At 68.6% G+C, this 25,405-nt stretch carries 20 protein-coding genes; 5 read left to right on the top strand and 15 right to left on the bottom strand.

Going from position 1 to position 25,405, the window contains the following annotated elements:
- Nucleotides 1-491 precede the first annotated feature (491 nt).
- The 5 genes from tyrS to AC1DC5_RS10855 all read right to left on the bottom strand — a co-directional run bounded on the left by tyrS (nucleotide 492) and on the right by AC1DC5_RS10855 (nucleotide 6,300).
- Complete coding sequence (gene tyrS / locus AC1DC5_RS10875; RefSeq protein ID WP_476865120.1) at nucleotides 492-1,805, bottom strand: tyrosine--tRNA ligase; 1,314 nt, start codon at nucleotides 1,803-1,805, stop codon at nucleotides 492-494.
- Nucleotides 1,806-1,964: 159 nt separating this feature from the next.
- Nucleotides 1,965-4,193 carry a HelD family protein gene (locus tag AC1DC5_RS10870; protein ID WP_476865119.1) on the bottom strand — a complete coding sequence of 743 codons (2,229 nt, stop codon included), beginning with the start codon at nucleotides 4,191-4,193 and terminating at the stop codon, nucleotides 1,965-1,967.
- Nucleotides 4,194-4,381: 188 nt separating this feature from the next.
- On the bottom strand, nucleotides 4,382-4,954 hold the full coding sequence (locus AC1DC5_RS10865) for an adenine phosphoribosyltransferase (RefSeq protein ID WP_476865118.1): 573 nt from the start codon (nucleotides 4,952-4,954) through the stop codon (nucleotides 4,382-4,384).
- A 30-nt stretch (nucleotides 4,955-4,984) separates the two neighbouring features.
- A complete protein-coding gene (locus tag AC1DC5_RS10860; protein WP_476865117.1) occupies nucleotides 4,985-5,599 on the bottom strand; it encodes a hypothetical protein in 615 nt (204 codons plus the stop codon).
- Nucleotides 5,600-5,658: 59 nt separating this feature from the next.
- Nucleotides 5,659-6,300, bottom strand: coding sequence for a DNA-3-methyladenine glycosylase (locus AC1DC5_RS10855; protein ID WP_476865116.1), 642 nt, complete (start codon nucleotides 6,298-6,300; stop codon nucleotides 5,659-5,661).
- A 90-nt stretch (nucleotides 6,301-6,390) separates the two neighbouring features.
- On the opposite strand from AC1DC5_RS10855, the gene AC1DC5_RS10850 reads away from it, so the two are divergent.
- Both AC1DC5_RS10850 and AC1DC5_RS10845 read left to right on the top strand, forming a co-directional pair.
- Nucleotides 6,391-7,962, top strand: a complete 1,572-nt coding sequence (locus AC1DC5_RS10850) for a DNA-3-methyladenine glycosylase 2 family protein (RefSeq protein WP_476865115.1) — start codon at nucleotides 6,391-6,393, stop codon at nucleotides 7,960-7,962.
- On the top strand, nucleotides 7,959-8,480 hold the full coding sequence (locus AC1DC5_RS10845) for a methylated-DNA--[protein]-cysteine S-methyltransferase (RefSeq protein WP_441405402.1): 522 nt from the start codon (nucleotides 7,959-7,961) through the stop codon (nucleotides 8,478-8,480). Before AC1DC5_RS10850 ends, AC1DC5_RS10845 begins: the two co-directional genes overlap by 4 nt.
- A 106-nt stretch (nucleotides 8,481-8,586) precedes the next feature.
- On the opposite strand, the gene AC1DC5_RS10840 is transcribed toward AC1DC5_RS10845, so the two are convergent.
- The 10 genes from AC1DC5_RS10840 to argC form a co-directional block, all read right to left on the bottom strand.
- The gene (locus tag AC1DC5_RS10840; protein WP_441405403.1) at nucleotides 8,587-9,327 is read right to left on the bottom strand and encodes a maleylpyruvate isomerase family mycothiol-dependent enzyme; all 741 of its coding nucleotides are present in this window, start codon (nucleotides 9,325-9,327) and stop codon (nucleotides 8,587-8,589) included.
- A gap of 38 nt (nucleotides 9,328-9,365) precedes the next feature.
- The gene (locus AC1DC5_RS10835; RefSeq protein ID WP_441405404.1) at nucleotides 9,366-9,896 is read right to left on the bottom strand and encodes a pyridoxine/pyridoxamine 5'-phosphate oxidase; all 531 of its coding nucleotides are present in this window, start codon (nucleotides 9,894-9,896) and stop codon (nucleotides 9,366-9,368) included.
- Nucleotides 9,897-10,034: 138 nt separating this feature from the next.
- Nucleotides 10,035-11,462, bottom strand: coding sequence for an argininosuccinate lyase (argH, locus tag AC1DC5_RS10830; RefSeq protein ID WP_476865114.1), 1,428 nt, complete (start codon nucleotides 11,460-11,462; stop codon nucleotides 10,035-10,037).
- A 5-nt stretch (nucleotides 11,463-11,467) separates the two neighbouring features.
- Nucleotides 11,468-12,673: an argininosuccinate synthase gene (locus AC1DC5_RS10825; RefSeq protein WP_476865113.1), complete on the bottom strand. Its 1,206-nt coding sequence runs from the start codon at nucleotides 12,671-12,673 to the stop codon at nucleotides 11,468-11,470.
- Between the two features lie 108 nt (nucleotides 12,674-12,781).
- Nucleotides 12,782-13,315, bottom strand: coding sequence for an arginine repressor (locus tag AC1DC5_RS10820; RefSeq protein WP_441405406.1), 534 nt, complete (start codon nucleotides 13,313-13,315; stop codon nucleotides 12,782-12,784).
- Entirely contained in the window at nucleotides 13,315-14,304 is a 990-nt protein-coding gene (gene argF / locus AC1DC5_RS10815; protein WP_476865112.1) for an ornithine carbamoyltransferase, read from the bottom strand. Before argF ends, AC1DC5_RS10820 begins: the two co-directional genes overlap by 1 nt.
- Nucleotides 14,301-15,587 carry an acetylornithine transaminase gene (locus AC1DC5_RS10810; RefSeq protein WP_476865111.1) on the bottom strand — a complete coding sequence of 429 codons (1,287 nt, stop codon included), beginning with the start codon at nucleotides 15,585-15,587 and terminating at the stop codon, nucleotides 14,301-14,303. Before AC1DC5_RS10810 ends, argF begins: the two co-directional genes overlap by 4 nt.
- A complete protein-coding gene (gene argB, locus AC1DC5_RS10805; protein ID WP_476865110.1) occupies nucleotides 15,584-16,540 on the bottom strand; it encodes an acetylglutamate kinase in 957 nt (318 codons plus the stop codon). Before argB ends, AC1DC5_RS10810 begins: the two co-directional genes overlap by 4 nt.
- Before the next feature lie 24 nt (nucleotides 16,541-16,564).
- Nucleotides 16,565-17,731 carry a bifunctional glutamate N-acetyltransferase/amino-acid acetyltransferase ArgJ gene (gene argJ / locus AC1DC5_RS10800; RefSeq protein WP_476865109.1) on the bottom strand — a complete coding sequence of 389 codons (1,167 nt, stop codon included), beginning with the start codon at nucleotides 17,729-17,731 and terminating at the stop codon, nucleotides 16,565-16,567.
- Nucleotides 17,728-18,759: an N-acetyl-gamma-glutamyl-phosphate reductase gene (argC, locus tag AC1DC5_RS10795; RefSeq protein WP_441405411.1), complete on the bottom strand. Its 1,032-nt coding sequence runs from the start codon at nucleotides 18,757-18,759 to the stop codon at nucleotides 17,728-17,730. The genes argJ and argC overlap by 4 nt, the downstream gene beginning before the upstream one ends.
- A gap of 211 nt (nucleotides 18,760-18,970) precedes the next feature.
- On the opposite strand from argC, the gene AC1DC5_RS10790 reads away from it, so the two are divergent.
- The 3 genes from AC1DC5_RS10790 (at nucleotide 18,971) to AC1DC5_RS10780 (ending at nucleotide 25,374) form a co-directional block, all read left to right on the top strand.
- Nucleotides 18,971-20,074 (top strand): fatty acid desaturase family protein, encoded by a 1,104-nt coding sequence (locus tag AC1DC5_RS10790; protein ID WP_476865108.1) that lies wholly within the window; start codon nucleotides 18,971-18,973, stop codon nucleotides 20,072-20,074.
- 216 nt (nucleotides 20,075-20,290) lie between these two features.
- Nucleotides 20,291-21,256, top strand: a complete 966-nt coding sequence (locus tag AC1DC5_RS10785) for a quinone oxidoreductase family protein (protein WP_476865107.1) — start codon at nucleotides 20,291-20,293, stop codon at nucleotides 21,254-21,256.
- Nucleotides 21,257-21,459: 203 nt separating this feature from the next.
- Nucleotides 21,460-25,374 (top strand): Pls/PosA family non-ribosomal peptide synthetase, encoded by a 3,915-nt coding sequence (locus AC1DC5_RS10780; RefSeq protein ID WP_476865127.1) that lies wholly within the window; start codon nucleotides 21,460-21,462, stop codon nucleotides 25,372-25,374.
- Nucleotides 25,375-25,405: the final 31 nt, after the last annotated feature.

Here is a 25,405-nt window from a genome sequence, read left to right as displayed (position 1 = left end):
GGATGCACACAATGCACAAAATTTGAAACCAGCTGTAAAAACCAGACCACACCACGGGGTGGCGCAACCTGGTCAATTCAACCAATTCAATACAATAAATTGGTATCAACAAACTTGGCACACTATTGAGTTCTCAAACAACAGACACATTCGAATTACTGGCCGAAACAATTCAATGTAATTGAATTCTTTGTTTCGCTTTTCCTTCGCTGCGATATTTCAAGCTTATTTCATTCATATCCACTTTGCAAATCCGGATTTTCATCTGAATTTCACTCGGTGAAGCGAATCCGCCCAGCAGAATTGGAAGCAATTTTTCATGTTTGCACCGTATGCTCCAAGGGAGCCGAAAGCGCTAGAAGAATTGCTTCTCTATTTTTGTTGGGGTTGGCCGCCACTCTTCGGTGGCGACTCAGAAAACAATACACGCTCCTCCCCGACCTTGCAACTGGATCGGGAAGGAGCGTGCAGATTACGCAGGGGATGCAGGACTAGCCGGCTGTGACCTCAACAGTTGCCAGGTTTTTCTTGCCACGGCGCAGCAGCAGGTAGCGTCCGTGCAGAAGCTGCCCGGACTCTATGACCGCCTCCGGATCCGCCACCTTGGCGTTGTTGACGTAGGCTCCACCCTCCCCCACCGTGCGGCGGGCGGCGGACTTGCTCTCCGACAAACCCGTTGCCACCAGCAGTTCGATGATGCCCAGGCCGCCAGCGTCGACGGTGGCTGACGGCAGCTCGGAGGTCGCAGCCTTGAGCGTCGCCTCATCGAGGACGCTCAAGTCACCATTGCCGAACAGCGCAGCGGAGGCGGCGATGACCTTCTCGGTGGCATCCACGCCGTGGACAAGGGAGGTCACCTCGTAAGCCAGCTTCCGCTGTCCTTCGCGGGCGAAGGGCCGCTCCGCAACCGCGGCCTCCAAAGCCTCGATCTCGGCACGGCTCAGGAACGTGAAAACCTTCAGGCGTGCCGCAACGTCGCTGTCCGCGGTGTTCAGCCAGAACTGGTAGAAGGCGTACGGGCTGCACATCTCCGGATCCAGCCAGATGGCGTTGCCCTCGCTCTTGCCGAACTTGGTGCCGTCGGAGTTGGTGATGAGGGGCGTACCGAGCGCATGGACGTGTTTGCCCTCGACCTTGCGGATAAGGTCGGTGCCGCTGGTGAGGTTGCCCCACTGGTCCGAACCGCCGGTCTGCAGAACACAGCCGTAGTCGCGGAAAAGCTGGAGGTAGTCCATCCCCTGCAGGATCTGGTAGCTGAACTCCGTGTAGCTGATCCCCTCATCGGAGTTCAGGCGGTTGGCAACAATGTCCTTTTTGATCATGGTGCCGACCCGGAAGTGCTTGCCGATACCGCGCAGGAAGTCGATGGCGCTCAGCGGCGCGGTCCAGTCCAGATTGTTGACCATCCGGGCTGCGTTGTCGCCGTCGAAGCTGAGGAAACGCTGCACCTGCTCCTGCAGTTTCCCGACCCATTCGGCGACGGTCTCGGGGGTGTTCAGCACGCGTTCGGCGGTCTGCCGGGGATCGCCGATCAGGCCGGTCGAGCCGCCCACCAGCCCGAGGGGTTTGTGGCCGGCCAGCTGGATCCGGCGCATCAGCAGCAACTGGACTAGGTTTCCCAGGTGCAGGCTCGGCGCAGTGGGATCGAAGCCGCAGTAATAGGTCACGGGATCGCCGGCAAGCAGCTTTTCAAGCTCCGCCTCATCCGTTGAGACGTGGACAAGGCCGCGCCATTTCAGCTCCTGCCAGACATTGGCGAAGCTGGGGTCATTCTGCTGGGAACGGAGATCATTTAGCTGGGACACGGAATCTAAGTTAGCAGGATCCGGGCGCCCTCAGCGCTTGTGACCGTCCTTGGACCCGGAGCCGGCAGAGGCACGACGGCGGGACTCCCGCCGCCGTCGTCCGCTGTCCGGTGCCGGGACGCCCAGACGCCGGCGTGCGCCGGCGCCTGGAGGCAGGACTCAGTCTTCGATGCCGGCCGGCACGCCGGCGGCGGCGATGAGCCGCAGCCGCTGCGTGGGCCGGGTCATGGCCACATACAGGTCACCGACGCGGCCGTGTTCGTGGTTCAGCATCGCCGACGGCTCCAGCACCACGACGCCGTCGAACTCCAGGCCCTTGGCCTCGCGGGGGCTGATCACCACGATGTCCTGTACGTAGCTGCCGGCATCCGTGCCGACGCGCCGGCCATAGACAGCGCGCAGCGCGGCGGTCGCCTCCGGGAGGAGTTCGCCGTCGGCAATGACGGCGAGCAGGCCGCCTTCCAGCGAATCGAGTTCCTCCGGCAGGACCTCCACGAGCTTGTTGATGATCTGGCCGGGCTCTACGCGGTCGATCACCGGAGCCCAGCGGCCTTCGCGGACAGCCTTCGGAGCGGAGACGACCAGTCCTGCCGCGTTGGCCATCCGGGCGGCCGCTTCCGCGATCTGCGAGGGCGTGCGGTAGTTGACGGTGAGTTCCTCAAGCTGCCAGCGGTCCCCAAACATGGGAGCCAGTGCCCCGTGCCAGGAATTGGCACCGGCGACCGAACTCGTCTGGGCAATGTCGCCCACAATCGTGAAGGACTTCAGCGGGCAGCGACGCACCAGCAGCCGCCACTGCATGGGCGAGAGTTCCTGGGCTTCGTCCACCACGATGTGCCCGAAGGCCCAGCTGCGGTCCGTCGTGGCGCGTTCGGCCGCAGTGAGCCGGGCTTCGCGCTCCTGATTCTGGTCCACGAGCTCTTCCGCGCTGACCAGGACGTCCACACCGGCAGTTTCCATGTTGACCAGCGTCTGCTTGGCGTTGGCCAGATCCCGGGCGCGGTCGTGTTCCTGCTGGGCCAGCCCCCTGCCGGCGGCGGCGTCGAGCTCGCCAAGCAGTTCGGCGGCCTCGTCCAGCAGCGGGACGTCCGATTCGGTCCACGGGGCATCGGCGGGACGGAGCAGCAGCTCGCGCTCGGCCGGGCTAAGCCCCGGCGTGCAGGCCTCCAGGATCGCGGGCCTGCTGAGGAGTTCACCAATGAGCTTCTCCGGAGTCATCGGCATCCAGCACAGGTTCAGGGCGATGCGGACGTCCCTGGCAGAGCGGACGTCCTCGGCCAGGTAGGAGCGGTCGGCGTTGTTGCCGAGGCTGCCGGCTTCGACGAGTTCCGTCATCTGCTCGGTCAGTTCGCGCAGCAGCATCTTCACGAACGAGACGCGGGCCTCGTTGTGCGGCTTGCCGGTGGAGCGGGCCCTGTCCCGGGCGCGGCGGACCTGCCGGGGCGTCAGAACAAGTTTGCGCCCGTCCACTTCGAGGATGCGGTTGGCGGCCGGAATACGCTGCCGGTTGGCCACGGCGTTCGCCACCACCTCGGCCATGTCCAGCCGGCCCTTAATGGCCGCGACGTCGGCTCCAGGCTCGGCAACGGCGTGGATGCCCGGCATCAGCCGGCCGACGCTCGCCATCACGACGCCGGTTTCGCCCAGCGACGGCAGGACGCGCTCGATGTATTTCATGAACGACGACGACGGGCCCACCAGCAGGACACCGGCGGTTTTGAGCCGGTCCCGGTGGGTGTAAAGCAGATAGGCGGCGCGGTGCAGCGCCACCGCGGTCTTTCCGGTGCCGGGACCGCCCTGGACCACGAGGGCGCCGGAGATCGAGGAGCGGATGATCCGGTCCTGTTCGGACTGGATGGTCCCGACGATGTCGGACATCCGTCCGGTCCGCTTGGAATTCAGGGCTGCCAGCAGGGCGCCCTCGCCCTGGAGCGAGTCGTTGTCGGCGAGCAGGTCGGCGTCGAGGACGTCATCTTCGATGGCCTTGACTTCGCGGCCCTGCAGGATGAGGTGGCGGCGGCGGCGCACGCCCTGCCGGTCGAACGCGGTGGCCTGGTAGAAGTGGCCGGCTTCGGGGGCCCGCCAGTCCAGCATGAGGCGCTGAAGGTCGTCGGTGGTCAGGCCGATGCGGCCGATGTACTGGGCGTCCCCGGAGTCCAGGTCAAGGCGGCCGAATACGAGCCGGTCGTCGACGGCGTCGAGCTGCGCCAGGCGGTCCTCGTAGAGTGCAGCGAAGGCGTCCCGCTCGGAGACGTTCTGCATGGTGCCCACCGCACCGGCACGGCGGACCTGGGCCAGCTGGGCGCGCTTTTCCGCCCGCAGCTCATCCAGCCGGGCGTAAAGTCCGGCCACATAGTCGCGCTCATGGGCCAAATCAGCGTCGTGCATCGAACGTTCCCCTATCGAAAAAGACGGACCAACCATTCTACAACCATTTCGGTCTGCCCATCCGAACATGTCAGTTTTTTTGCAGGCATTTTACCGGGGCAGGCGGCATCGTCCACTGTTTCGGCGCAGACTTCCCCGCTGCCGGCGCGGCCGGGACGTACTTGCGGCGCAGCTCGGCCGGGACGGGACTACAGGCGGAGCAGGGAGCTGACCCGGTGGCCACCCAGGGCCGCCCGGCCACCGAGCTCGTCGAGTTCCAGAACCACACCCACGCCGGCAACCTCCACACCGCAGCGTTCGAACAGCCGCACGGCGGCCCCGAGCGTGCCGCCCGTGGCGAGCACGTCATCGAGGATCAGGACCCTGCTGCCGGGAGCGAGGTCCGTGGTGTGCAGCTCAAGGGTGGCATTGCCGTATTCGAGGGCGTAATCCTCGGACACCACCTCCCGGGGCAGCTTGCCGGCCTTGCGGACGGTGATGACGCCGGTGCCGGTCGCGTAGGCCGCGGCCGCAGCCAGCAGGAAGCCACGGGCCTCCACGCCGGCGACGGCGTCGAACTGGCCTTTGAACGGCTCAACCAGTGCGTTCACCACGGCCTTCAGTGCCGCGCCGTCGGCGAAAACGGGGGTCAGGTCCTTGAAGACGATGCCGGGTCTGGGGTAATCGGGGATGGTGGCGCACAGGCTGCTGATCAGCTCGTCCACCGGCGCCGTGGTCTCATTCGGGTGCAAAGTGGTCTGTCGGTGCTCGCTAGGATTCACCCATCTACCCTACTGGCTGGGCACCAAACCCTACGGATCGGGCCCTTCGGGTCCCGCACCGTCAACCGATGAAACCGGTGCGGCCGGTGAGCGCAGGAGGTCATGCGCGAGGCCGTAGCGGACGACGTCGAGCGCCTTGCTGAGCGCGTGCTCAGCGTCGAACCGGCGGGCCGCCGCCGCCCGGAGCCGGTTGTAGTCCTTCGCCCAGTCGGAGCGGTGGAACCTGTCGGCGTCGCCGTGCAGGAGCCGTCCGTAGAGAACGTCCTCGAAAGTGTCGCGCCCGTCTTCCGGGGCTGTTCCGGGAATGTCGTGCCGGCGGCCCTGCACCATCTCGGCCGTGAAGAGGGCTGTCACTGCGTCCGCCCCCTCGGCGAGCCCGCGGTCTGCCGCGAAGTTGCAGAGGCGCAGGGCCCGCACCACCAGTTTGAGCGAGACGTGTTCATCCCGGACGATGAACTTGCGCAGCAGGGCCGCCCGGAAGAGCTCCACCCACTGCCTGCGCTCCCCCTCGACAGAGTCCGGCGGCACCGGCCCGCGCTCCGGCTGGAACAGCCCGGCCATCCGGAAGTATTCGGCGGCCAGCTGCTCAAAAATCTCGAGCCTTTCGAGCTCGTTGCGCGGCCTCCCGCGCTTGCCCTCACCCATAGGACCTCATCATCCCCCGCCGATTAGTCGGAGTCATCAGGATCGCCGCGTCCGGACTGCTAGGCCAGGCGCACTTTCGCCGCCTTATAGCGGGAGACGGTCGGGTCGCCGCTCAGCCAGAAGCGCCAAGGGTAGTCGGGGCTGCCCCCGGCGCCCGAGACGCCGACGCGCGGCCCCGAGCTGACGTCCACGGCATGGGCGTCCGGAAGTTCCAGCCGGAACGGGGGCTGGAGGGCGTCGCGGCCGCTGTCCGCCGTCGTGATGCCGAGGGCCGTGGCGAGCCGCGCCGGGCCGCTCGCCAGGTCCTTGGGGGATTTCGACGTCGGCCGTCGGTTGAGTGCCAATTCCTCCCCGGCCACAATCTCGCCGGCCCTCAGCAGGACCGCGGAGGCCAGGCCGTCCGGTCCGCAGACGATGTTGGCGCAGTGGTGCATGCCGTAGGTGAAGTAGACATACAGGTGGCCGGCCGGGCCGAACATCACCGCGTTGCGGGCGGTGGCGCCGCGGTAGGTGTGCGAGCCGGGATCCGGGTGCAGCGAGTCGTGCGGTCCCAGGTAGGCCTCCACCTCGGTGATCCGCACGGACACCGGGCCGTCGCGGCCCTCATGGGTCAGCACCGCGCCGAGCAGCAGCGTCGCCACCTCGCGGGCGTCCCGGGACAGGAGCTCACGCAGTTCGTCGGCGGGCGGCGTCTGACTCATGCTCCGACTTTAACAAAGAGCCCGCACCGCCTCCACGGCCGTGTCCGATTTCCGCTAGCGGCAGGTCCGGCTAGCTGGCAGGATGGACACATGGACTTCTGGCAGCGCTACCGGGCAATCGACGCCCGGGACACCCGGTTCGACGGGCAGTTCTATACCGCTGTCCGCACCACGGGCATTTATTGCCGCCCTTCCTGTCCGGCCCGGACCCCCAAAGCGGGGAATGTCACCTTCTACGAAACGTCCGCCGCCGCACACGACGCCGGCTACCGGGCCTGCAAGCGCTGCCTGCCCGAGGCGGTTCCCGGCACACCGGCCTGGAACCTGCGCTCGGACGTCGCGGGACGGGCGATGCGGCTCATCAACGACGGGGTGATCAACCGCGACGGGGTGGAAGGGCTCGCCGCCCGGCTGGGTTACTCCTCGCGGCAGCTCAACCGGATCCTGAGCCACGAACTCGGTGCGGGACCGCTGTCGCTGGCGAGGGCAAGCCGGGCCCAGACCGCGCGCACCCTGCTGGTCTCCACCAGCATGAAAGTCGCCGACATCGCGTTCGCGGCCGGTTTCAGCAGCGTGCGCCAGTTCAACGAGACCATTGGCGAGGTCTTCGCGATGTCACCCTCGGCACTGCGGGCCACGGCCCGGCACCATAAGGCGCCGTCGTCGGCCGCCGTGACGTCAACGGCCCTGACGCTCAACCTTCCGTATCGTGAACCGTTCGACCCGGGGGTCTTCGATTTCCTCGCGGTCCGGGCCGTCCCCGGCATCGAGGAGGGCTCGTCCGGTTCTTACGCTCGGACGCTGCGCCTGGCCCACGGCGATGCGCGCTTCCGGGTGGACTACGACGCCGGGGCCCCCGGCCGTCCGCTGGTGCTGACCATCGGCGCCGTCGACCTGCGGGACCTGCCTTCCCTGCTCAGCCGGGTCCGCCGGCTGCTGGACCTCGACGCCGACCCCGTCGCCATCGACGGCGCGCTGGAGTCCGATCCGCGGCTGGCCGCCAGCGTTGCTGCCACCCCGGGCATCCGGATGCCGGGCGCCGTCGACCCGCAGGAGCTGCTGGTCCGCGCGATGATCGGGCAGCAGATCACTGTCGCCGCGGCCCGGACCGCCCTTATCCAGCTGTCCGCGGCCGGGAGTGAGTGCCTGGTTCCGGCCGACGGGCTGCACCGGCTGTTCCCCACGGCGGCGCAGATCGCGGAGTCCGGTTTCGAATTCCTCCGCGGCCCGCAGCGCCGCATCGACTCGGTCCGGGGTGCTGCCGCGGCGATGGCGTCGGGCGGCCTCGATTTCGGCTACGGCGATGACCTGCCGGGGCTGGAGACGAAACTACTGCCCCTCGCCGGCGTCGGTCCGTGGACTGTGGGTTATGTGGCGATGCGCGTGATCGGCGCTCCGGATGTCTTCCTCGCGAACGACGCCGCCGTGCGCAACGGCATCCGCTCGCTCGCGGCCGCCCCGGCCAGCGCCGGTCCAGCCAGCGCCGGTCCTGCCGGCGCTGCCCTGGCCCCCGAAACGCCGCTGAGCCCTGACTTCCGTGAACTCAGCCCCTGGCGCTCGTATGCCACCATGCACCTCTGGCGCGCTGCCGCGGCAGCACAGTCCGCGGCCCGGTCCACCCGGCTCACGAAGATTGCAACCCCGAAGAAAGCGACATCATGAAAGCCCAACTGTTGACCATGTCCACCCCGGACGGTCCGTTCACCATCATTGCCCGGGACGGGGCCGTGCTTGCCTCCGGGTGGACCGCAGTTCCCGGCGAACTGACCGGGCAGATCCACGCGGACCTGTTGCCGGGCGAGTTCGAGACCGTAACCGGACTCGGTGCCATCTCTGAGGCCGTGGACGGGTTCTACGCCGGGGATCCGGGTCCGGCCATGGAGGTGCCGGTGCTGCAGAAGTCCGGTCCGTTCCGCGGCCACGCCTGGGACATGCTCCGGACTGTCGCGCCGGGACACCCCGTGACTTACACCGAGTACGCTGCCCTGTCCGGAAACGTGAAGGCCGTACGCGCGGCAGCGAGTGCCTGTGCCTTCAACGCGGCGGCCCTGTTTGTTCCGTGCCACCGCGTCATCCGCACCGACGGGACCCTGGGCGGCTTCCGCTGGGGGCTGGTCATCAAGGAAAGCCTCCTGGCCCGGGAGCGCGAGACGGCGCTGCTCGAAACCGCGCCGAGGTAGCGCCAGCCCTAAAACCAGCCTGGCCATTGTGCCGAGGTGAGACTTTGCGCCCACCCGTTGACTTTGCCGGCGGATCATGGGCGCGAAGTCTCACCTCGGTGCATCCTCAGCGGGTGACGGGCACCCCGGCGGGCCACGGCAGCAGCTCCGGAAGGTCCACGCCGTCGGCCGCCGCGGTGGCGCGCAGGCTGCCGAGGGTCGGAGTGCGTCCCGCGAGCCAGGCCGCGATATCGGTCAGCATCCCGTTGATCGCCGTCGCGCGGCCGCCGGGAGTTCCGATGGCCATGCCGGGCAGGCCGAGCGGCTGGAGCACGAAGCGCTGCCCCTCCGGCACGCGGGCAGCCAGGAAATCGAACAGGTGCTCGCAGAATGGCCGGCTCCAGGTTTCCGGCCCCCGGCCCGTCCCGAGGTCGGTGGCATGGATGGTGAGCTCACGCCAGAGCGCCAGGCCGCCGTCCAGGACGACTCCCCCGCGGTAGCTGATCGGCACTTGCCAGCCGGCGGCGTCCAGCGTTTCGAAGGCGTGCAGGGCCCGGCCCAGGGCCGCGTCCACATCTTCCCGGTGTTCGGCGAGGGTGTGCCCGGCGGCCATTTCGATCGCCCGGGTCCGCCCCTCGAAGCCGCCGTCGTAGAGCTCGATGCTGTCTCCTCGGGCCGCGAATTCCACCTGGCGGGCCATCGCGTTGGCGATGCCGCAGATGTGGGCCAGCACGTGGCCGCGGGTCCAGCCCGGCAATTCCGAGGGTGCTCTGACGTCTGCCTCGCGCAGTTTGGCGGTGATTCCGGTCACGACACCGGCGGCGCGGCGGAGTTCTTCCAGGAGGTTGTCCGGGGTGATTGCGGTCATGGCGATCATCCTAGCCGAGGGCACTGGATAAATCAGGATTAACTGAAGGACTCCAGGCCGTACCGGTGGCGGGTGTGCCGGCGATCGTGCCGGGCCTGCCAGAATTCGATTTCGCGGGGCCGGACGGCGTACAGCTGCCAGGTGGGGTTGTCGGTGCCGTCCGCGCCGGGCCGGGCATGCCAGTCTGATGCGGACGCTTCGCGGGAAAGTTCAACGACGCTGCCGGCGACGCGGACCTGCCGGCCCTGCTGCTGCCAGAAGAAGTTCAGGGCCGCGTGCGGGTTGGCCGTGAGCTCCTGCCCTTTGCGGGACTCCCTGGACGTGGCGAAGTGCCAGCCTTCGTCGTCGATGTCCTTCAGGATCAGCATCCGGGAGGAGGGCCGGCCGAGCACGTCCGCTGTGGCCAGGCTGCAGGCGTTGGGCTGTGGCACACCGGCCGCCAGCGCCTCGTCGAGCCACTGCCGGAACAGTTCGGCAGGGTCTGCGGGGGCTGTGTCCGGGTCGAAGTCCGGGAGCGTTTCGGGGAAATCGGGCAGGGCACGCAGCAACTGCCGGAAGGTCTGGCTCATGCCGTAATGCTACCGAGGACTGTTCGGTGGCCAACGCACAACGCTCCCTCACCATTTGCAGGAAATCCGCCGACGCTCCTGCAACGGGTGCAGGAGCGTCGGCGGAATCGGTGCCAGAACTGAGGGAGCGTCTGGGTGCTAGCCGGCGTACCCGCGGACGCCGGCGAGCTCGCCCTCGAGGGCCAGCAGCTGGCGTTCGACGGCGGCCGGTGCGGTGCCGCCCTGGGAGTTCCGGCTGTTGAGCGAACCCTCGGTGGAGAGGACCGTGCGGACCTCCGGCGTCAGGTGCTCCGAGATGGCGGCGTATTCCTCGTCCGTCAGGTCCCAGAGCTCGACGCCGCGGCTTTCGGCCTGTTTGACCGCGGCACCGGAGAGTTCGTGCGCCTCGCGGAACGGGACACCCTGGCGGACCAGCCATTCGGCGATGTCCGTGGCCAGCGCGAAGCCTTGGGGTGCCAGCGATTCCATCCGTTCGGTGTTGAACGTCAGCGTCGCGATCATGCCGGAGACGGCCGGGAGCAGGACCTCCAGGGTATCGGCGGCGTCGAAGACCGGCTCCTTGTCCTCCTGCAGGTCGCGGTTGTACGCGAGCGGCAGGCCCTTAAGGGTGGCCAGCAGCCCGGTCAGGTTGCCGATCAGCCGGCCGGCCTTTCCACGCGCCAGTTCCGCCACATCCGGGTTCTTCTTCTGCGGCATGATCGAGGAGCCGGTGGAGTAGGAATCGTGCAGGGTGACGAAGGAGAACTCCTTAGTGGCCCACAGGATGACCTCCTCCGACACCCGGGACAGGTCCACGCCGATCATGGCCGTGATCCAGGCGAACTCGGCGAAGACGTCGCGGGAGGCGGTGCCGTCGATCGAGTTGTGGGTGGCCGAGAAGAAGCCCAGGTCCGCGGCGACGGCCTCCGGGTCCAGGCCCAGCGAGGAGCCCGCGAGGGCGCCCGAGCCGTAGGGCGAAACGCCCGCGCGCTTGTCCCAGTCGGCCAGCCGCTGCACGTCGCGCAGCAGCGCCCAGGCGTGGGCCAGCAGGTGGTGGCTGAGCAGGACGGGCTGGGCGTGCTGGAGGTGGGTGCGGCCGGGCATGGCCACGCCCTGGTGCGCCTTGGCCTGGTCCACCAGCGCGTCGATCGTGGCGAGCACGCCGCGGGCGATGATCCGGGCGTGGTCGCGCAGGAACATCCGTCCCAGCGTGGCCACCTGGTCGTTGCGGGACCGGCCGGCGCGGAGCTTGCCGCCGAGCTGGGTGCCGGCGCGCTCGATCAGGCCGCGTTCCAGGGAACCGTGCACGTCCTCATCCGACTCCGCCGGCAGGTAGGCGCCGGAGGCGACGTCCTCGTCCAGCCGGGTCAGGGCGGCAAGCATCCCCTCGAGTTCGGCGTCGTCCAGCAGCCCGGCCTTGTGCAGCACGCGGGCGTGCGCCTTGGACCCGGCGATGTCGTAGCGGGCCAGCCGCCAGTCGAAGTGCGTGGACTTGCTCAGCGCGGCGAGGGCGTCCGCGGGGCCGCCGGCGAACCGGCCGCCCCATAGCGCACCCGTGTTTGTAGCCTCGGACTTGTGCTCAGCCACAGGGGCTACTTTCCGGCGACGCGGATGTCGCGGCCGGAGGCAACCTTGGCGGACATGCCCCACAGCTCGATGAAGCCGCGCGCCATCGACTGGTCGAACGTGTCGCCGGTGTCGTAGGTGGCGAGGTCGAAGTCGTAGAGCGAGGTCTCGGAGCGGCGTCCGTTGACGATCGCCTGGCCGCCGTGCAGCACCATGCGGATGTCGCCGGTGACGTAGCGCTGGGTGTCCAGGATGAAGGCGTCGAGGGAGCGCTTCAGCGGGGAGAACCACTGGCCGTCGTAGACCAGCTCGGCCCAGCGCTGGCCGACGGTCGCCTTGAAGCGGGCCTGCTCGCGTTCGATCGTGATGTCCTCGAGGTGCTTGTGCGCGGTGATCAGCGCCATGGCACCGGGGGCCTCGTAGATTTCGCGGGACTTGATGCCGACGAGGCGGTCCTCGACGACGTCGATCCGGCCGACGCCCTGGGCGCCGGCGCGGCGGTTGAGTTCCTTGATGGCCTGCAGCGGGGTGACCTTGACGCCGTCGATCGCCACCGGGATGCCGGCCTCGAAGGAGATGGTGACTTCATCCGGCGCCGGCGGGAACTCCGGGGTGGCGGTGTAGTCGTAGATGTCCTTGGTGGGGGCGTTCCAGATGTCCTCGAGGTAGCCGGTCTCGACGGCGCGGCCCCAGACGTTCTGGTCGATCGAGTACGGGTTCTTTTTGGTGGTCTCGATCGGCAGTCCCTTTTCCTCGGCGAAGGCGATGGCCTTGTCGCGGGTCAGGGCGAGGTCGCGGACCGGGGCGATGCACTTCAGGTCCGGGCCGAGGGTCTGGATGCCGACCTCGAAGCGGACCTGGTCGTTGCCCTTGCCGGTGCAGCCGTGGGCGACGGTGGTGGCGCCAAATTCGCGGGCGGCCTTGACGAGGTGCTTGACGATCACCGGGCGGGAGATCGCGGAAACCAGCGGGTAGTGGCCCTGGTAGAGGGCGTTGGCCTGCAGCGTGGGCATGCAGTACTCGTTGGCGAACTCGTCGGACGCGTCGGCCACGTAGGCTTCGACGGCGCCGCAGCCCAGGGCACGCTGGCGGATCGTCTCCAGCGACTCGCCGCCCTGTCCGACGTCGACCACCACGGCGATGACCTCGGCGCCGGTTGCTTCACCGATCCAGCCGATGGCTACGGAAGTATCCAGGCCACCGGAGTAGGCCAGCACAATACGCTCAGTCACTTGAAATGCTCCTTAGTTGTTTGGGAAAAATATCGGGGAAAAGCTTGTCTACTGAAAGCCTGTCACATCCGTGTGGCAGGCCCAATCTTCAATGAATCCTGCGGCTTCTCAGCCGGTGCCGGCTTCCTCGGCGAGCTGCAGGAAGCGGGCGGCCAGGGCCGCGCCGCCGAGCGGGTCGCGGGTGACCAGCAGCACGGTGTCGTCCCCCGCGATGGTGCCCAGGATGGACGGCATCACCGAGTGGTCGATCGCGAGGGCCAGGAAGTTGGCCGCGCCGGGAGGGGTCCGGAGCACCACGATGTTCGCGGACGCTTCGGCGGTGACCAGCAGTTCGCCGCAGAGCCGGGCCAGCCGCGCGTCGAGGATCTCCTGCGTGACGCCGCTCTTGGCCGCACGCTCGCCGCCCTCCCCCGGCACCGCGTAGACCAGGACGCCTTCCTTGCCGCGGACCCGGACTGCGCCGAGTTCCACGAGGTCCCGGGACAGCGTGGCCTGGGTGACCTGGACGCCGTCGTCCGCCAGCAGCGCCGCCAGTTCCGCCTGTGAGCGGACCGATTCACCGGTGAGGATCGCGGTGATCCGCGCTTGCCGGGCCGTTTTGGTGGCCGGGCTGGCTCCCGGGGCGGCGGGCTGGACGGACACTAGCCGAGCCCTTCGACGACGGCGAGGCCGGACCGGTGCATCAGCCAGGCCATGAGGGCCTTCTGGGCGTGCAGCCGGTTCTCGGCTTCGTCCCAGACGATGGACTGCGGGCCGTCGATCACGGCCGCGGCGATCTCGTAGCCGCGGTAGGCGGGCAGGCAGTGGAGCACGACGGCGTCCGGCGCGGCAAGCTTCATCGCCGCTTCGTCCACGGCGTAGTCGCGGAACAGCTGCAGCCGGGCTTCCTTCTCGTCCTCCTGCCCCATGGACACCCAGGTGTCGGTGGCGACGACGTCGGCTCCGAGCAGCGCCTCGGCGGCGTCCACGGTGACGAGCACTGAGCCGCCGGTCTCCGCCGCGCGGTCTTCGGCCGCGGCGATGATCTCCCGGGACGGCAGGTATCCCTCGGGGCCGGCGATCCGGACGTGCATGCCCGCGGTGACACCGGCCAGCAGGTAGGAGTTGGCCATGTTGTTGGCGGAGTCGCCGAGGTAGCTCATGGTGAGGCCCGCCAGGTCGCCCTTGTGTTCCTTGACGGTGAGCAGGTCGGCGAGGAGCTGGCAGGGGTGGTAGTCGTCGCACAGGGCGTTGATCACCGGCACGCGCGAGTTTTTGGCCATGGCGACGAGTCCGGAGTGGGCGCCGGTGCGCCAGACGATAGTCGACACCATGCGCTCCAGGACCTTGGCGGTGTCCTCGACGGATTCTTTGTGGCCGATCTGCGCCTCGCCCGGGTTGATGATGAGCGCGTTGCCGCCCATGTCCGCCACGCCCGTGGCAAAAGAGACCCTGGTCCGGGTGGAGGTCTTGTCGAAGATCACGGCGACGGTCTGGCGTCCGCTGCCGTCGGCGGCGAACGGCTGCACGCTGTACGGGGCGGCCTTCATCCGGACGGCGAGCTCCAGGACCTCGGCCTGCTCGGCCGGAGTGAGGTCCGTGTCCTTGAGGAAGTGGCGGGTCTGGCTCTTCGAAATCTCCGGAGCGTTCACTGGGCGTCCTTTGCGGTCTGGAGGAGGGCGGGCAGCGCCGCGAGGAAGCGGTCGGCCTGTTCGGTGGTGAGGATCAGCGGCGGCGCGAGGCGGATGGTGTGCGGGCCGGGGCTGTTGACGATGAAACCCGCCTCGAGTCCGGCCGTCACAACGGCCGGGGCGATGTCGGCGTCGAGGTCGAAGCCGATGAGGAGCCCTTCGCCGCGGACCTCTGTGACGCCGGCGATCCCGGCGAGACCCGCACGCAGGTGCTCCCCCGTCTCGCGCACGTGGTCCAGGACGTGCTGGTTTTCCAGGACGTGCAGGGTGGCCAGTGCGGCGGCGGTGGCCACCGGGTTGCCGCCGAACGTTGTCCCGTGCTGGCCGGCGGAGAGCAGCGAGGAAACCTCGGGTCCGAAGGTGACGAGGGCGCCGATCGGGAAGCCGCCGCCGAGGCCCTTGGCCAGGGTCACGGCGTCGGGCACGATCCCTGCGTCCTCGCTCGCGAGCCATTTGCCGGTGCGGCCGATGCCGGTCTGGACCTCGTCCAGGATCAGCAGGGCACCGGCGGCGCTGGTGGCCTCCCGCGCCGCCTGCAGGTAGCCGGCGGGCAGCGGGCGGACGCCGGCCTCGCCCTGGATCGGTTCGAGGAAGACCGCGGCGGTGGTGTCGTCAATTTCGGCGCGGAGCGCTTCGACGTCACCGAACGGGACGTGCACGACGCCGGCGGGCAGCGGTGCGAACGGCGCCCGGTAGGCCTCCTTCGCGGTGAGCGCGAGGGCCCCCATGGTCCGGCCGTGGAAGGCGCCCTCGAGCGCGATGATCTTGGTGCGCGGTTTGTCCGCTGACTCGTGGCCGGCGCCACTGTTCCGCCGGGCCAGCTTGAACGCGGCCTCGACGGCCTCGGTGCCCGAGTTGGCGAAGAACACCCTGGAACCCGCCGGGGCCTTGGAAACTTCCAGCAGCTTCTCGGCCAGGGCGATCTGGGTGGGGCTCGTGAAGAAATTGGAGACGTGGCCCAGGGTGGCGAGCTGGCTGGAGATCACCGAGGTGACGAAGGGGTGAGCGTGGCCCAGGGCGTTGACGGCGATCCCGCCGAGCAGGTCCAGGTATTCCTTACCGTCGGCGTCCCAGACGAGGCAGCCGGCGCCGCGGACCAGGACCCGCTGCGGGGCGCCGAAGACGCCCAGCAGCGAGGACGAGTAGCGGGACAGCCACTGCGCGCCGGTGGCGTGCGAGTGGACGAGCTCCCCCACCGGGGAGTGCTCGAGATCGGCGGAAGCAGCAGATTCGGTCTGGTTCATTTGTTGTCCTCGTCCGGGACGACCTGCGTGCCGATGCCCGCCGTCGTGAAGGTTTCCAGCAGCATCGAGTGCGGCAGCCGGCCGTCCACGATGTGCGCGCGTTCGACGCCGCCCTCGACGGCTTTGAGGCAGGCTTCCATCTTCGGGATCATGCCCGACTCCAGGCGCGGGAGCAGCTCGCGCAGTTCCGACGCCGTCAGCGAGGAAATCAGCGAGGAGCGGTCCGGCCAGTTGGCGAAGAGCCCCTCGACGTCGGTCAGGATCACGAGTTTGGAGGCGCCGAGGGCTTCCGCGAGGGCGGCGGCGGCGGTGTCCGCGTTGACGTTCAGGACCTGGCCGGTGGTCTGGGCCTGTTTTGTCGCGGCGTCCAGGCTGCCGTCGTCGAAGATTTCGGGGGCAACAGTGGAGATCACCGGGATCCGGCCGGCTGCGATGATGTCCAGGATTCCCTCGGGGTTCACGCCGGTCACTTCGCCCACCAGGCCCAGGTCCACCTCCTCGCCGTCGACGACGGTGCCGGTGCGGACAGCGCGGAGCAGTCCGCCGTCTTCACCGGACATGCCGACGGCGTACGGGCCGTGGGAGTTGATCAGGCCGACGAGTTCACGGCCTACCTGGCCAGTGAGGACCATGCGGACCACGTCCATGGCCTCGGGGGTGGTGACCCGCAGGCCGCCCTTGAATTCGGATTCGATGCCGAGCCGGCTGAGCATGGCGTTGATCTGCGGGCCGCCGCCGTGCACAACCACGGGGTGGATGCCGACGTGGTGCAGGAAGACCACGTCCTCGGCGAAGGCGCGGCGGAGCCCGTCGTTGACCATGGCGTTGCCGCCGTATTTGATCACCATGGTGGTGCCGGCGAAGCGCTGGATCCAGGGCAGGGCCTCGATCAGGGTGCCGGCCTTGCTTTGGGCGTCGGACATGGAGGTGGTTTCGCGGGTCTGGGTGTTCATAGTGGTCGTCCCTCCGGGAACTGCCTAGCTGGAGTAGGCGCTGTTTTCGTGGACGTAGTCGTGGGTGAGGTCGTTGGTCCAGATGGTGGCCTCCGTCGCGCCGGCCTGCAGGTCGATCTCGACGAGGACCTCGCGCGGCTCCAGGTCCACGAGGCCGCGGTCATCTCCGATGCTGCCGTTGCGGCAGATCTGCACGCCGTTCATGGACACGTTGAGCCGGTCGGGCTCGAAGGCCGCGTCGGTGGTGCCGACGGCGGAGAGCACGCGGCCCCAGTTGGGGTCCTTGCCGAAGATCGCGGCTTTGAAGAGGTTGGAGCGGGCGACGGAGCGGCTGACCACCTCGGCGTCCCGCTCACTCGCGGCGTTGAAGGTGCGGATCGCGATGTCGTGGCTGGCGCCCTCGGCGTCGCCGATCAGCTTGCGGGCCAGTTCCGCACAGACCTGGGTCAGGCCCTTGCCGAATTCGACGGCGGACGGGACGGCGCCGGAGGCACCGGAGGCGAGCAGCACCACCGTGTCGTTGGTGGACATGCAGCCATCCGAGTCCGCCCGGTCAAAGGTGACCCGGGTGGCGTCGCGGAGCACGACGTCGAGCATGTCCGGCAGGACCTCCGCGTCGGTGGTGATGACCACCAGCATCGTGGCGAGGCCCGGGGCGAGCATGCCGGCGCCCTTGGCCATGCCGCCGATGGTGAATTCGTTGCCGTCGGCGTCGGTGCCGGTGAAGACCGCCTGCTTCGACACGGAATCCGTGGTCATGATCGCGGTGGCGGCGTCGGACCCGCCGTCGCTGCTGAGCCCCGCCGTGGCGGTGCCGATCCCGGCGAGGATCTTCTCCATCGGAAGCTGCTCGCCGATCAGGCCCGTGGAGCAGACAAAGACGTCGGTGGCCGAAACGCCCAGCGCCTCGGCGGTCTTCTCGGCGGTGGTGTGCGTGTTCTGGAAGCCCTGCGGGCCGGTGCAGGCGTTGGCTCCGCCGGAGTTGAGGATGACGGCGTCAACGCGGCCGTCCTTGACCACCTCGCGGGACCAGTGCACGGGGGCTGCGGCCACCCGGTTGGACGTGAACACGGCCGCGGCAGCCTTGGCGGGGCCGTCGTTGACCACGAGGGCGAGGTCCGGGTTGCCGGAGGCCTTCAGGCCGGCCGTGACGCCGGCGGCGCGGAATCCCTGGGGGGCGGTGATGCTCACGGTGCGACTCCCTGCAGTTCGAGGCCGGCGGTTTCCGCCAGGCCGAGGGCGATGTTCATGGCCTGCACGGCCCCGCCGGCGGTCCCCTTGGTCAGGTTGTCGATGGCACAGGTGACGATCACGCGGCCGGTGTGGCTGTCGAGCGCCAGCTGCATGACGGCGTGGTTGGATCCCTGCACGGACTTGGTGGAAGGCCAGCGGCCCTCCGGCAACAGGTGCACGAAGGGCTCGTCGTCGTAGGCCTCGGACCAGGCACGGCGCAGCTCCTCCACGGTCACACCGGGCCGGACCTTGGCCGTCGCGGTGGTGAGGATGCCCCGGCTCATGGGGGCCAGGGTGGGGGTGAAGGAGACGGTGACCGGAGCGTTCAGGGCCTTGGACAGTCCCTGTTCGATTTCGGGTGTGTGCCGGTGTCCGCCGCCGACGCCGTAGGGGCTCATCGAACCCATGACCTCGGCGCCGATCAGGTTGACCTTCGCGGCCTTGCCCGCTCCGGATGTGCCGGAGGCGGAGACGATGACGACGTCGTCCGCCTCCAGCAGGTGGTTGCTGAAGCCCGGGGTGAGGGCGAGCAGGGCCGACGTCGGATAGCAGCCGGGCACGGCGATCCGCTTGGCGCCGCGGAGCGCCTCGCGCTGGCCGGGAAGCTCCGGCAGGCCGTAGGGCCAGGTGCCGGCGTGCGGCGAGCCGTAGAACTTCTCCCACGCCGCCGGGTCCTCCAGCCGGTGGTCGGCGCCGGCGTCGATCACCACGGTGCCGGCGGGCAGCTGCGCCGCGATGTCCGCGGAGGCGCCGTGCGGCAGGGCCAGGAACACGACGTCGTGTCCGGCCAGGTTCTCCACTGTGGTGTCTTCGAGGATACGGCTGGCCAGGCCGTGGAGATGGGGCTGCAATTCCCCTAGTCTGGAACCGGCGTTGCTGTGGGCCGTGATGGCGCCGATGGTGACGTCGGGGTGGCCGGCGAGGAGCCGCAGCACCTCGCCGCCGGCATAACCGCTTGCGCCGGAGACGGCAACAGAAATAGTCATAGCAAGGACTATACAGCAAGAGTATGCATAGATGCCGATATTTATGCATGGACTGCCACGCGCCCCGGCCCCTGGTGCCGCAGCTGTTCCGCTCGAATCCGGGAGGGCCGCGTCCTGCTGCCAGCGTATGCTTGGTAGAGGGTGATCCAGACCGTGCAGTCCGAGTGTCGGATGCAGCGTTGCCCGTTACAGCATCGAGGCGCGCTTTCCCATGACCTCCACCCTCTCCGCCCCTGCCGCGAAACCCGGCGGCCCCAAATCCCGGATCCGGCAGCCGAACGCCGTCGTCCTGAGCTACTCGGAACTCCTCAAAACCGTCAAGGCCGCAGGCCTGCTGGAACGCCGCGTCGGCTTCTACATCACCGTGTTTTCCGTGCTCGTGCTCCTGATGACCGCCACCTGGTTCGGCTTCGCCCTGATCGGCGACAGCTGGTTCCAGCTCCTCATCGCCGCGGCCGTCGGCATCCTCTGCACCCAGCTGAGCTTCCTGGCCCACGAGGCCGGGCACCGGCAGATCTTCGCCTCGCGCCGCGCCAATGACTGGGCCGCACGGCTGCTGGCTACCTCGGTCGCCGGGATCAGCTACTCCTGGTGGGAGCAGAAGCACGGCGCGCACCACAACCACCCGAACGTCATTTCCAAGGACCCGGACATCGCGACCGGCGCAATCGCGTTCTACCCCAAAGCCGCGGCGACCCGGCAGGGACGCTTTTCCTACCTGACCCGCAAACAGGGCTGGCTCTTCTTCCCGCTGCTGTTCCTCGTCGGCCTGGGCCTGCAGATCGATTCGATCAAGTTCATCTTCCAGCGCGCCAAGGTCACACACCGCTGGGTCGAAATCCCGATCCTCCTTGCCCGCCTCAGCGTGCTGCCGGTACTCGCTTTCACCTTCCTGCCGTGGGGCATGGCGCTTGCATTCATCGCGGTCCAGCTCGCCGTCTTCGGTTTCTACATGGGCGCTTCCTTCGCGCCGAACCACAAGGGCATGCCGGTCCTGCCGGCCGACAGCCGGGTGGACTTCTTCAGCCGCCAGGTCCTGACGTCCCGGAACATCTCCGGCGGCCGCTTCATGGACATCCTGCTCGGCGGCCTCAACCGCCAGGCCGAGCACCACCTTTTCCCGGACATGGCCCGCCCGCAGCTCGACAAGGCCGCCGTGATCGTCCGCGAGTTCTGCGCGAAGCACCAGGTCCCCTACACGGAAACCACGCTGCTGCAGTCCTACGGCATCATCGTCCGCTACCTCAACGACGTCGGACTCTCCGCCGGACGCCACTTCGAGTGCCCGATGGCCACGGTCACCCGCCGCTACTAAGCGGCGGGGCTCCGCAGCCGCGCAGGCGCCCTGGTGGCCCTGCCGCCCCCTCGAGGGCACCGACTTTACTGTTTGACCTGAAGTGACGGCCGGATACCGGCCGTCACTTCGTCGTTGGCGCCGGTGTCCCTAGGATGGGTGCAGGATCAGATCAGGTCCAGGAACGCCAGCTCCTGGAATATCAGCCCTGGAAATTCAGCCCAGCCAAGGAGTTCCATGATGCATGCAATCGTCGCCAGCGAGGCCGGGGGCCCCGAGGTCCTCACATTGACCGAGGTGGACCGCCCGGTTCCGGGCCCCGGCCAGTTGCTGGTCAAGGTCGCCGCCGTCGGCGTGAACTTCATCGACACCTACAAGCGCAGCGGAACGTACAAGGTTCCGTATCCGTTCACTCCCGGCTCCGAGGCCTCGGGCACCGTGGAGGAACTCGGCGACGGCGTCACCGGGTTCTCCACCGGCGACCGTGTGGCCACCGCGGAAGGCATCAACTGCTACGCCGGCTACGCCCTGATCGATGAAGACAAGGCGCTGCCGGTCCCCTCCGGCGTGGACGACTTCACGGCCGCTGCCCTACCGCTGCAGGGCATCACCGCGCACTACCTGATCAATTCCTCCTTCAAGGTGGAGCCGGGCCATACCGTCCTGCTGCACGCCGGAGCGGGCGGCGTCGGCCTCCTGCTGATCCAGCTGCTCAAGGCCCGGGGCGCGCGCGTGATCACCACCGTTTCCACGGACGACAAGGAGCAGCTGGCCCGCGACGCAGGCGCCGACCATGTGCTGCGCTATGACGGCTTCGCCGCCAAGGTCCGCGAACTCACGGACGGGACCGGCGCGGACGTCGTGTATGACGGCGTCGGCAAGGACACCTTCGACGGGTCCCTCGAGGCTCTGCGTATCCGCGGCACCCTGGTGCTCTTCGGCGCCGCTTCCGGCCCTGTTCCGCCCTTCGATCCGCAACGGCTCAACTCCGGGGGCTCCCTGTACCTCACCCGGCCGACGATCGCGCATTTCCTGCGCAATGCCGAGGAACGCCGCTGGCGCTCCAACGAGCTCTTCGCTGCGGTGGCCGATGGAAGCCTCAAGGTGCGGGTCGGCGCCCGCTACGACCTGGCAGAGGCCGCCCAGGCCCACGATGACCTCGAGCAGCGGCGCACCACCGGCAAAGTGATCCTGGTTCCCTAGGGATCGGTCCGCAGAACTTGTTCCTGTGCCCCGCACCCAGGGCTCAGGAACTGATCAGGGAAACAACGTGCCATCGCAGGAACAGTGGCGGAGTATTAACATAAAGCGAACCCGGACACCTTCCGTTCACCTAGGCCGGAGACGATCCCCCTGTGACTGATCAGCAAGCGCAACACAGCGGCCCTCCGCAGGCCCTCGCCACCGTGAGCCCGGCGTTCCGGCCGCAGCTTCCGGGGTCCCTGGCGGCACCGCCGGAGCGGACCCTGGTCGACATCCTGCAGGACACCGCCGCGCGCTTCCCGGATGCCTCCGCCCTCGACGACGGCCACGAATCGCTCAGTTACGCCCAGCTCCTGGCTGCGGTCCGGGCCAGGGCGAAGGAGCTGCACCTCGCCGGCCTCGGCGCCGGCGACAAAATCGGGGTCCGGATTCCCTCCGGCACCAACCTGCTCTACGTCTCGATCCTGGCCATCCTGATGGTCGGGGCCGCGTACGTCCCGGTGGACGCCGACGACCCGGAGGAGCGGGCCCGGCTCGTGTTCGGCGAGGCCCGGGTCGCCGGCATATTACGCGGAGCCGGGGAGATTATGACGGAGGGCCAGCGGCCCCGCCCGTTCCCCGCTCCGCGGCTTCCCGGCCCGGACGACGACGCCTGGGTCATCTTCACCTCGGGTTCCACCGGGACCCCCAAAGGCGTGGCGGTGCAGCACCGCTCTGCGGCGGCCTTCGTCGACGCCGAAGCCCGGATCTTCCAGCAGGACGATCCGGTCGGGGCGCAGGACCGTGTCCTGGCCGGGCTCTCTGTCGCCTTCGACGCCTCCTGCGAGGAAATGTGGCTCGCGTGGCGGCACGGCGCCTGCCTCGTCCCGGCGCCCCGGGCCCTGGTCCGGACCGGCATGGACCTTGGCCCGTGGCTGATCAGCCACGGCATCACGGTAGTTTCCACGGTGCCCACCCTCGCCGCGCTGTGGCCGGTGGAGTCCCTCGAAAGCGTCCGCCTGCTGATCTTCGGCGGCGAAGCGTGCCCGCCGGACCTCGCCGAACGGCTCGCCGTCGAAGGCCGCGAGGTCTGGAACACCTACGGGCCCACCGAGGCCACCGTCGTCGCCTGCGCGGCACCGCTGGGCGGTCCCGGTCCGGTACGGATCGGCCTGCCGCTGGACGGCTGGGACCTCGCCGTCGTGGACGCCAATTCCCTGCCGGTCGGGGAGGGTGAAGTCGGCGAATTGATCATCGGCGGCGTCGGCCTGGCCCGGTACCTGGACCCCGCGAAGGACGCCGAGAAGTACGCCCCGATGCCGTCGCTGGGCTGGGCGCGCGCCTACCGCTCGGGCGATCTGGTCCGCTACGAGGCCGCGGGGCTGATCTTCCAGGGCCGCGCCGACGAACAGGTCAAGCTCGGCGGGCGCCGGATCGAACTCGGCGAAATCGACGCCGCCCTGCAGTCGCTGCCGGATGTCGCGGGCGCGGCGGCCGCGGTGCAGACGACGGCGGCCGGCAACCAGATCCTCGTCGGTTACCTAGCCCCGGCCGGGGGCCGGGATCTCGATCTGGCCGCCGCCCGGGAGCTGCTCGGCGACAGCCTGCCGGCGCCGCTGATCCCGCTGCTGACCGTGGTTGATTCGCTGCCCACCAAGACCAGCGGCAAGGTGGACCGGCACGCGCTGCCGTGGCCCCTGGCGGGCGCCGGAGCCGCCGACACCGCAGCGGCCCCGCTGAACCTGCCGGACGACGCAACCTGGATCGTGGAGCAGTGGGGTGCCGTGCTGGGCAGCGCCGTGTCCAACCTCGACGCCGATTTCTTCGCCTATGGAGGCGGCTCCCTCGCCGCCGCGCAGCTGGTCTCGGCCCTTCGCGTCCGCTACCCCACCATCACGGTGGCTGACATCTACGCCACTCCCCGGATCGGGGCGCTCATCGACGTCGCGCGCCAGTCCCTGCCCGACGGCGGCGCCGGCCCGGCACCGGAGCGCACGGTCCGGCCGACGGCCCGCAAGTCGCAGGCCTTCCAGACCCTGATGGGCGTTCCGCTGCACATCCTCGTGGGCATGCGCTGGCTGACGTACCTGATGGCGGCGAACAATCTGCTCGCCTCCTTCGCCGGTTTCACGGCGGCCCCCACGGTGTCCTGGTGGTGGGTGGGCGCGTCGTGGCTCATCTTCGTTAGCCCGGCGGGCCGGATGCTGATCTCCGTCGCTGCGGCCCGCCTGCTGCTCCGCAAGGTGGTGCCGGGGACGTACCCGCGCTCCGGCCGGGTCCACCTGCGCCTCTGGCTGGCCGAACAGATCCAGGACCTGGCCAGCGCCATCAGCCTGGCCAGCGCCCCCTGGGTGCCGTACTACGCCCGGGCGCTCGGAGCGAAAATCGGCAACAATGTCCAGCTGCACTCGTTGCCGCCCGTCACCGGACTGCTCTCGCTCGGCAACGGCTGCAACGTCGAACCCGAGGTCGACTTGTCCGGCTGGTGGATCGACGGCGACGTCGTCCACATCGGGGCCATCCGCATCGGACCCGGCGCCACGGTCGGGGCACGCAGTACCCTCATGCCGGGCGCCACGATCGGAGCCGGGGCGAAGGTGGAACCCGGTTCGGCCGTCCTGGGCAAGGTGAAATCCGGGCAACTTGTCGCCGGTTCCCCGGCCGAGCGCCGCGGCAAAGCCAAGCCCTCCTGGCCGGACGCTCCCCCGCACCACCCGCTGATCGGCCGGCTCTGGTTCACCGGCTTCGCGGCCGCCTCGGCCGTCCTGGCCCTGATTCCCTACGTCTCCGCTGCGGCCGCGGCGCTGGTGGTCTTTGGCTTCATTCGCGGCAGCGAATCGCTGGGCGCCGCACTCCCGCAGCTCCTGCTGTCGCTGCCGCCGGCCGCTTTGGTCTGGTTCCTGACCAACCTTGTGCTGATACTCCTGACCACCCGGCTCCTCGGCATCGGCCTGGCCGAAGGGTACTACCGGGTCCGGAGCAGGATCGGCTGGCAGGTCTGGGCCACGGAGCGGGTCCTGGACCTGGCCCGCGACCTGCTCTTCCCGATTTACGCCAGCCTGTTCACCCCGGCCTGGCTGCGCCTGCTCGGCGCCAGGATCGGCAAAAACGTGGAGGCCTCCACTGTTCTGCTGATCCCCAAAATGACCACGGTCGGCGAAGGCGCCTTCCTGGCCGACGACACGATGGTGGCGTCCTACGAGCTCGACGGCGGCTGGCTGCGGATCGCGCCGGCCAAAATCGGCAAACGCTCCTTCCTTGGCAACTCCGGCATGACCGCCGCAGGACGCAACGTGCCCAAGAACTCCCTCGTGGCCGTGCTCTCGGCGACTCCGGCCAAGGCGAAATCCGGGACCTCCTGGCTGGGCAGCCCGCCGGTCCGGCTCCGGCGCACTGCCATCGCTTCCGACGACACAAGAACCTACCAGCCGCCGCTGAAGCTCAAGGTTGCCCGGGCGTTGTGGGAGCTGTGCCGTTTTGTCCCGGTAATGACAACGGTCGCGATCGCCGCCGGGGTCTTCCTCGCCTTCGACTGGCTGGCAACAGTTTTCAACTACGGCGTCGCTGCCCTGCTGGGCGGCGTCGTAATCCTCCTCGCCGGCGCCGTGGCGGCGGGCAGCGCCGTCGTGGCGAAGTGGCTGCTGGTCGGGCGCATCAAGCCCGGCGAGCATCCGCTGTGGAGCTCCTTCATCTGGCGCAACGAGGTGGTGGACACCTTCATCGAAATGGTCAGCGCCCCCTGGTTCGCCCGCTCTGCCAGCGGCACCCCGGCCCTGGTCTGGTGGCTCCGGGCCCTGGGTGCCAAGATCGGCGCGGGCACGTGGTGCGAAAGCTACTGGCTGCCCGAAGCTGACCTCGTCACGCTGGGCCGGAACTCCACGGTGAACCGCGGCTGCGTGGTCCAGACCCATCTCTTCCACGATCGGGTCATGAGCATCGACACTGTTACGCTCGATGACGGGGCAACGATGGGACCGCATGGAGTCATCCTCCCGCAGGCCCGGATCGGCACAGGCGGCACGGTGGGCCCTGCGTCCCTCGTGATGCGGGGTGAAACGGTGCCCGCCGGGACGTACTGGATGGGCAATCCCGTGAGCCCCTGGGGCGGCCCGGCCGCGCCCGTCCCCAAACTGAAGTAGCCCCGCCCCGTCCTCCCGCCCCTGCAATCCC

This window comes from Arthrobacter sp. 10L424 (genome assembly GCF_056395325.1).
The sequence above is the reverse complement of the archived record's forward strand: the minus strand, read 5'-3'. Positions and strand labels throughout refer to the sequence as shown.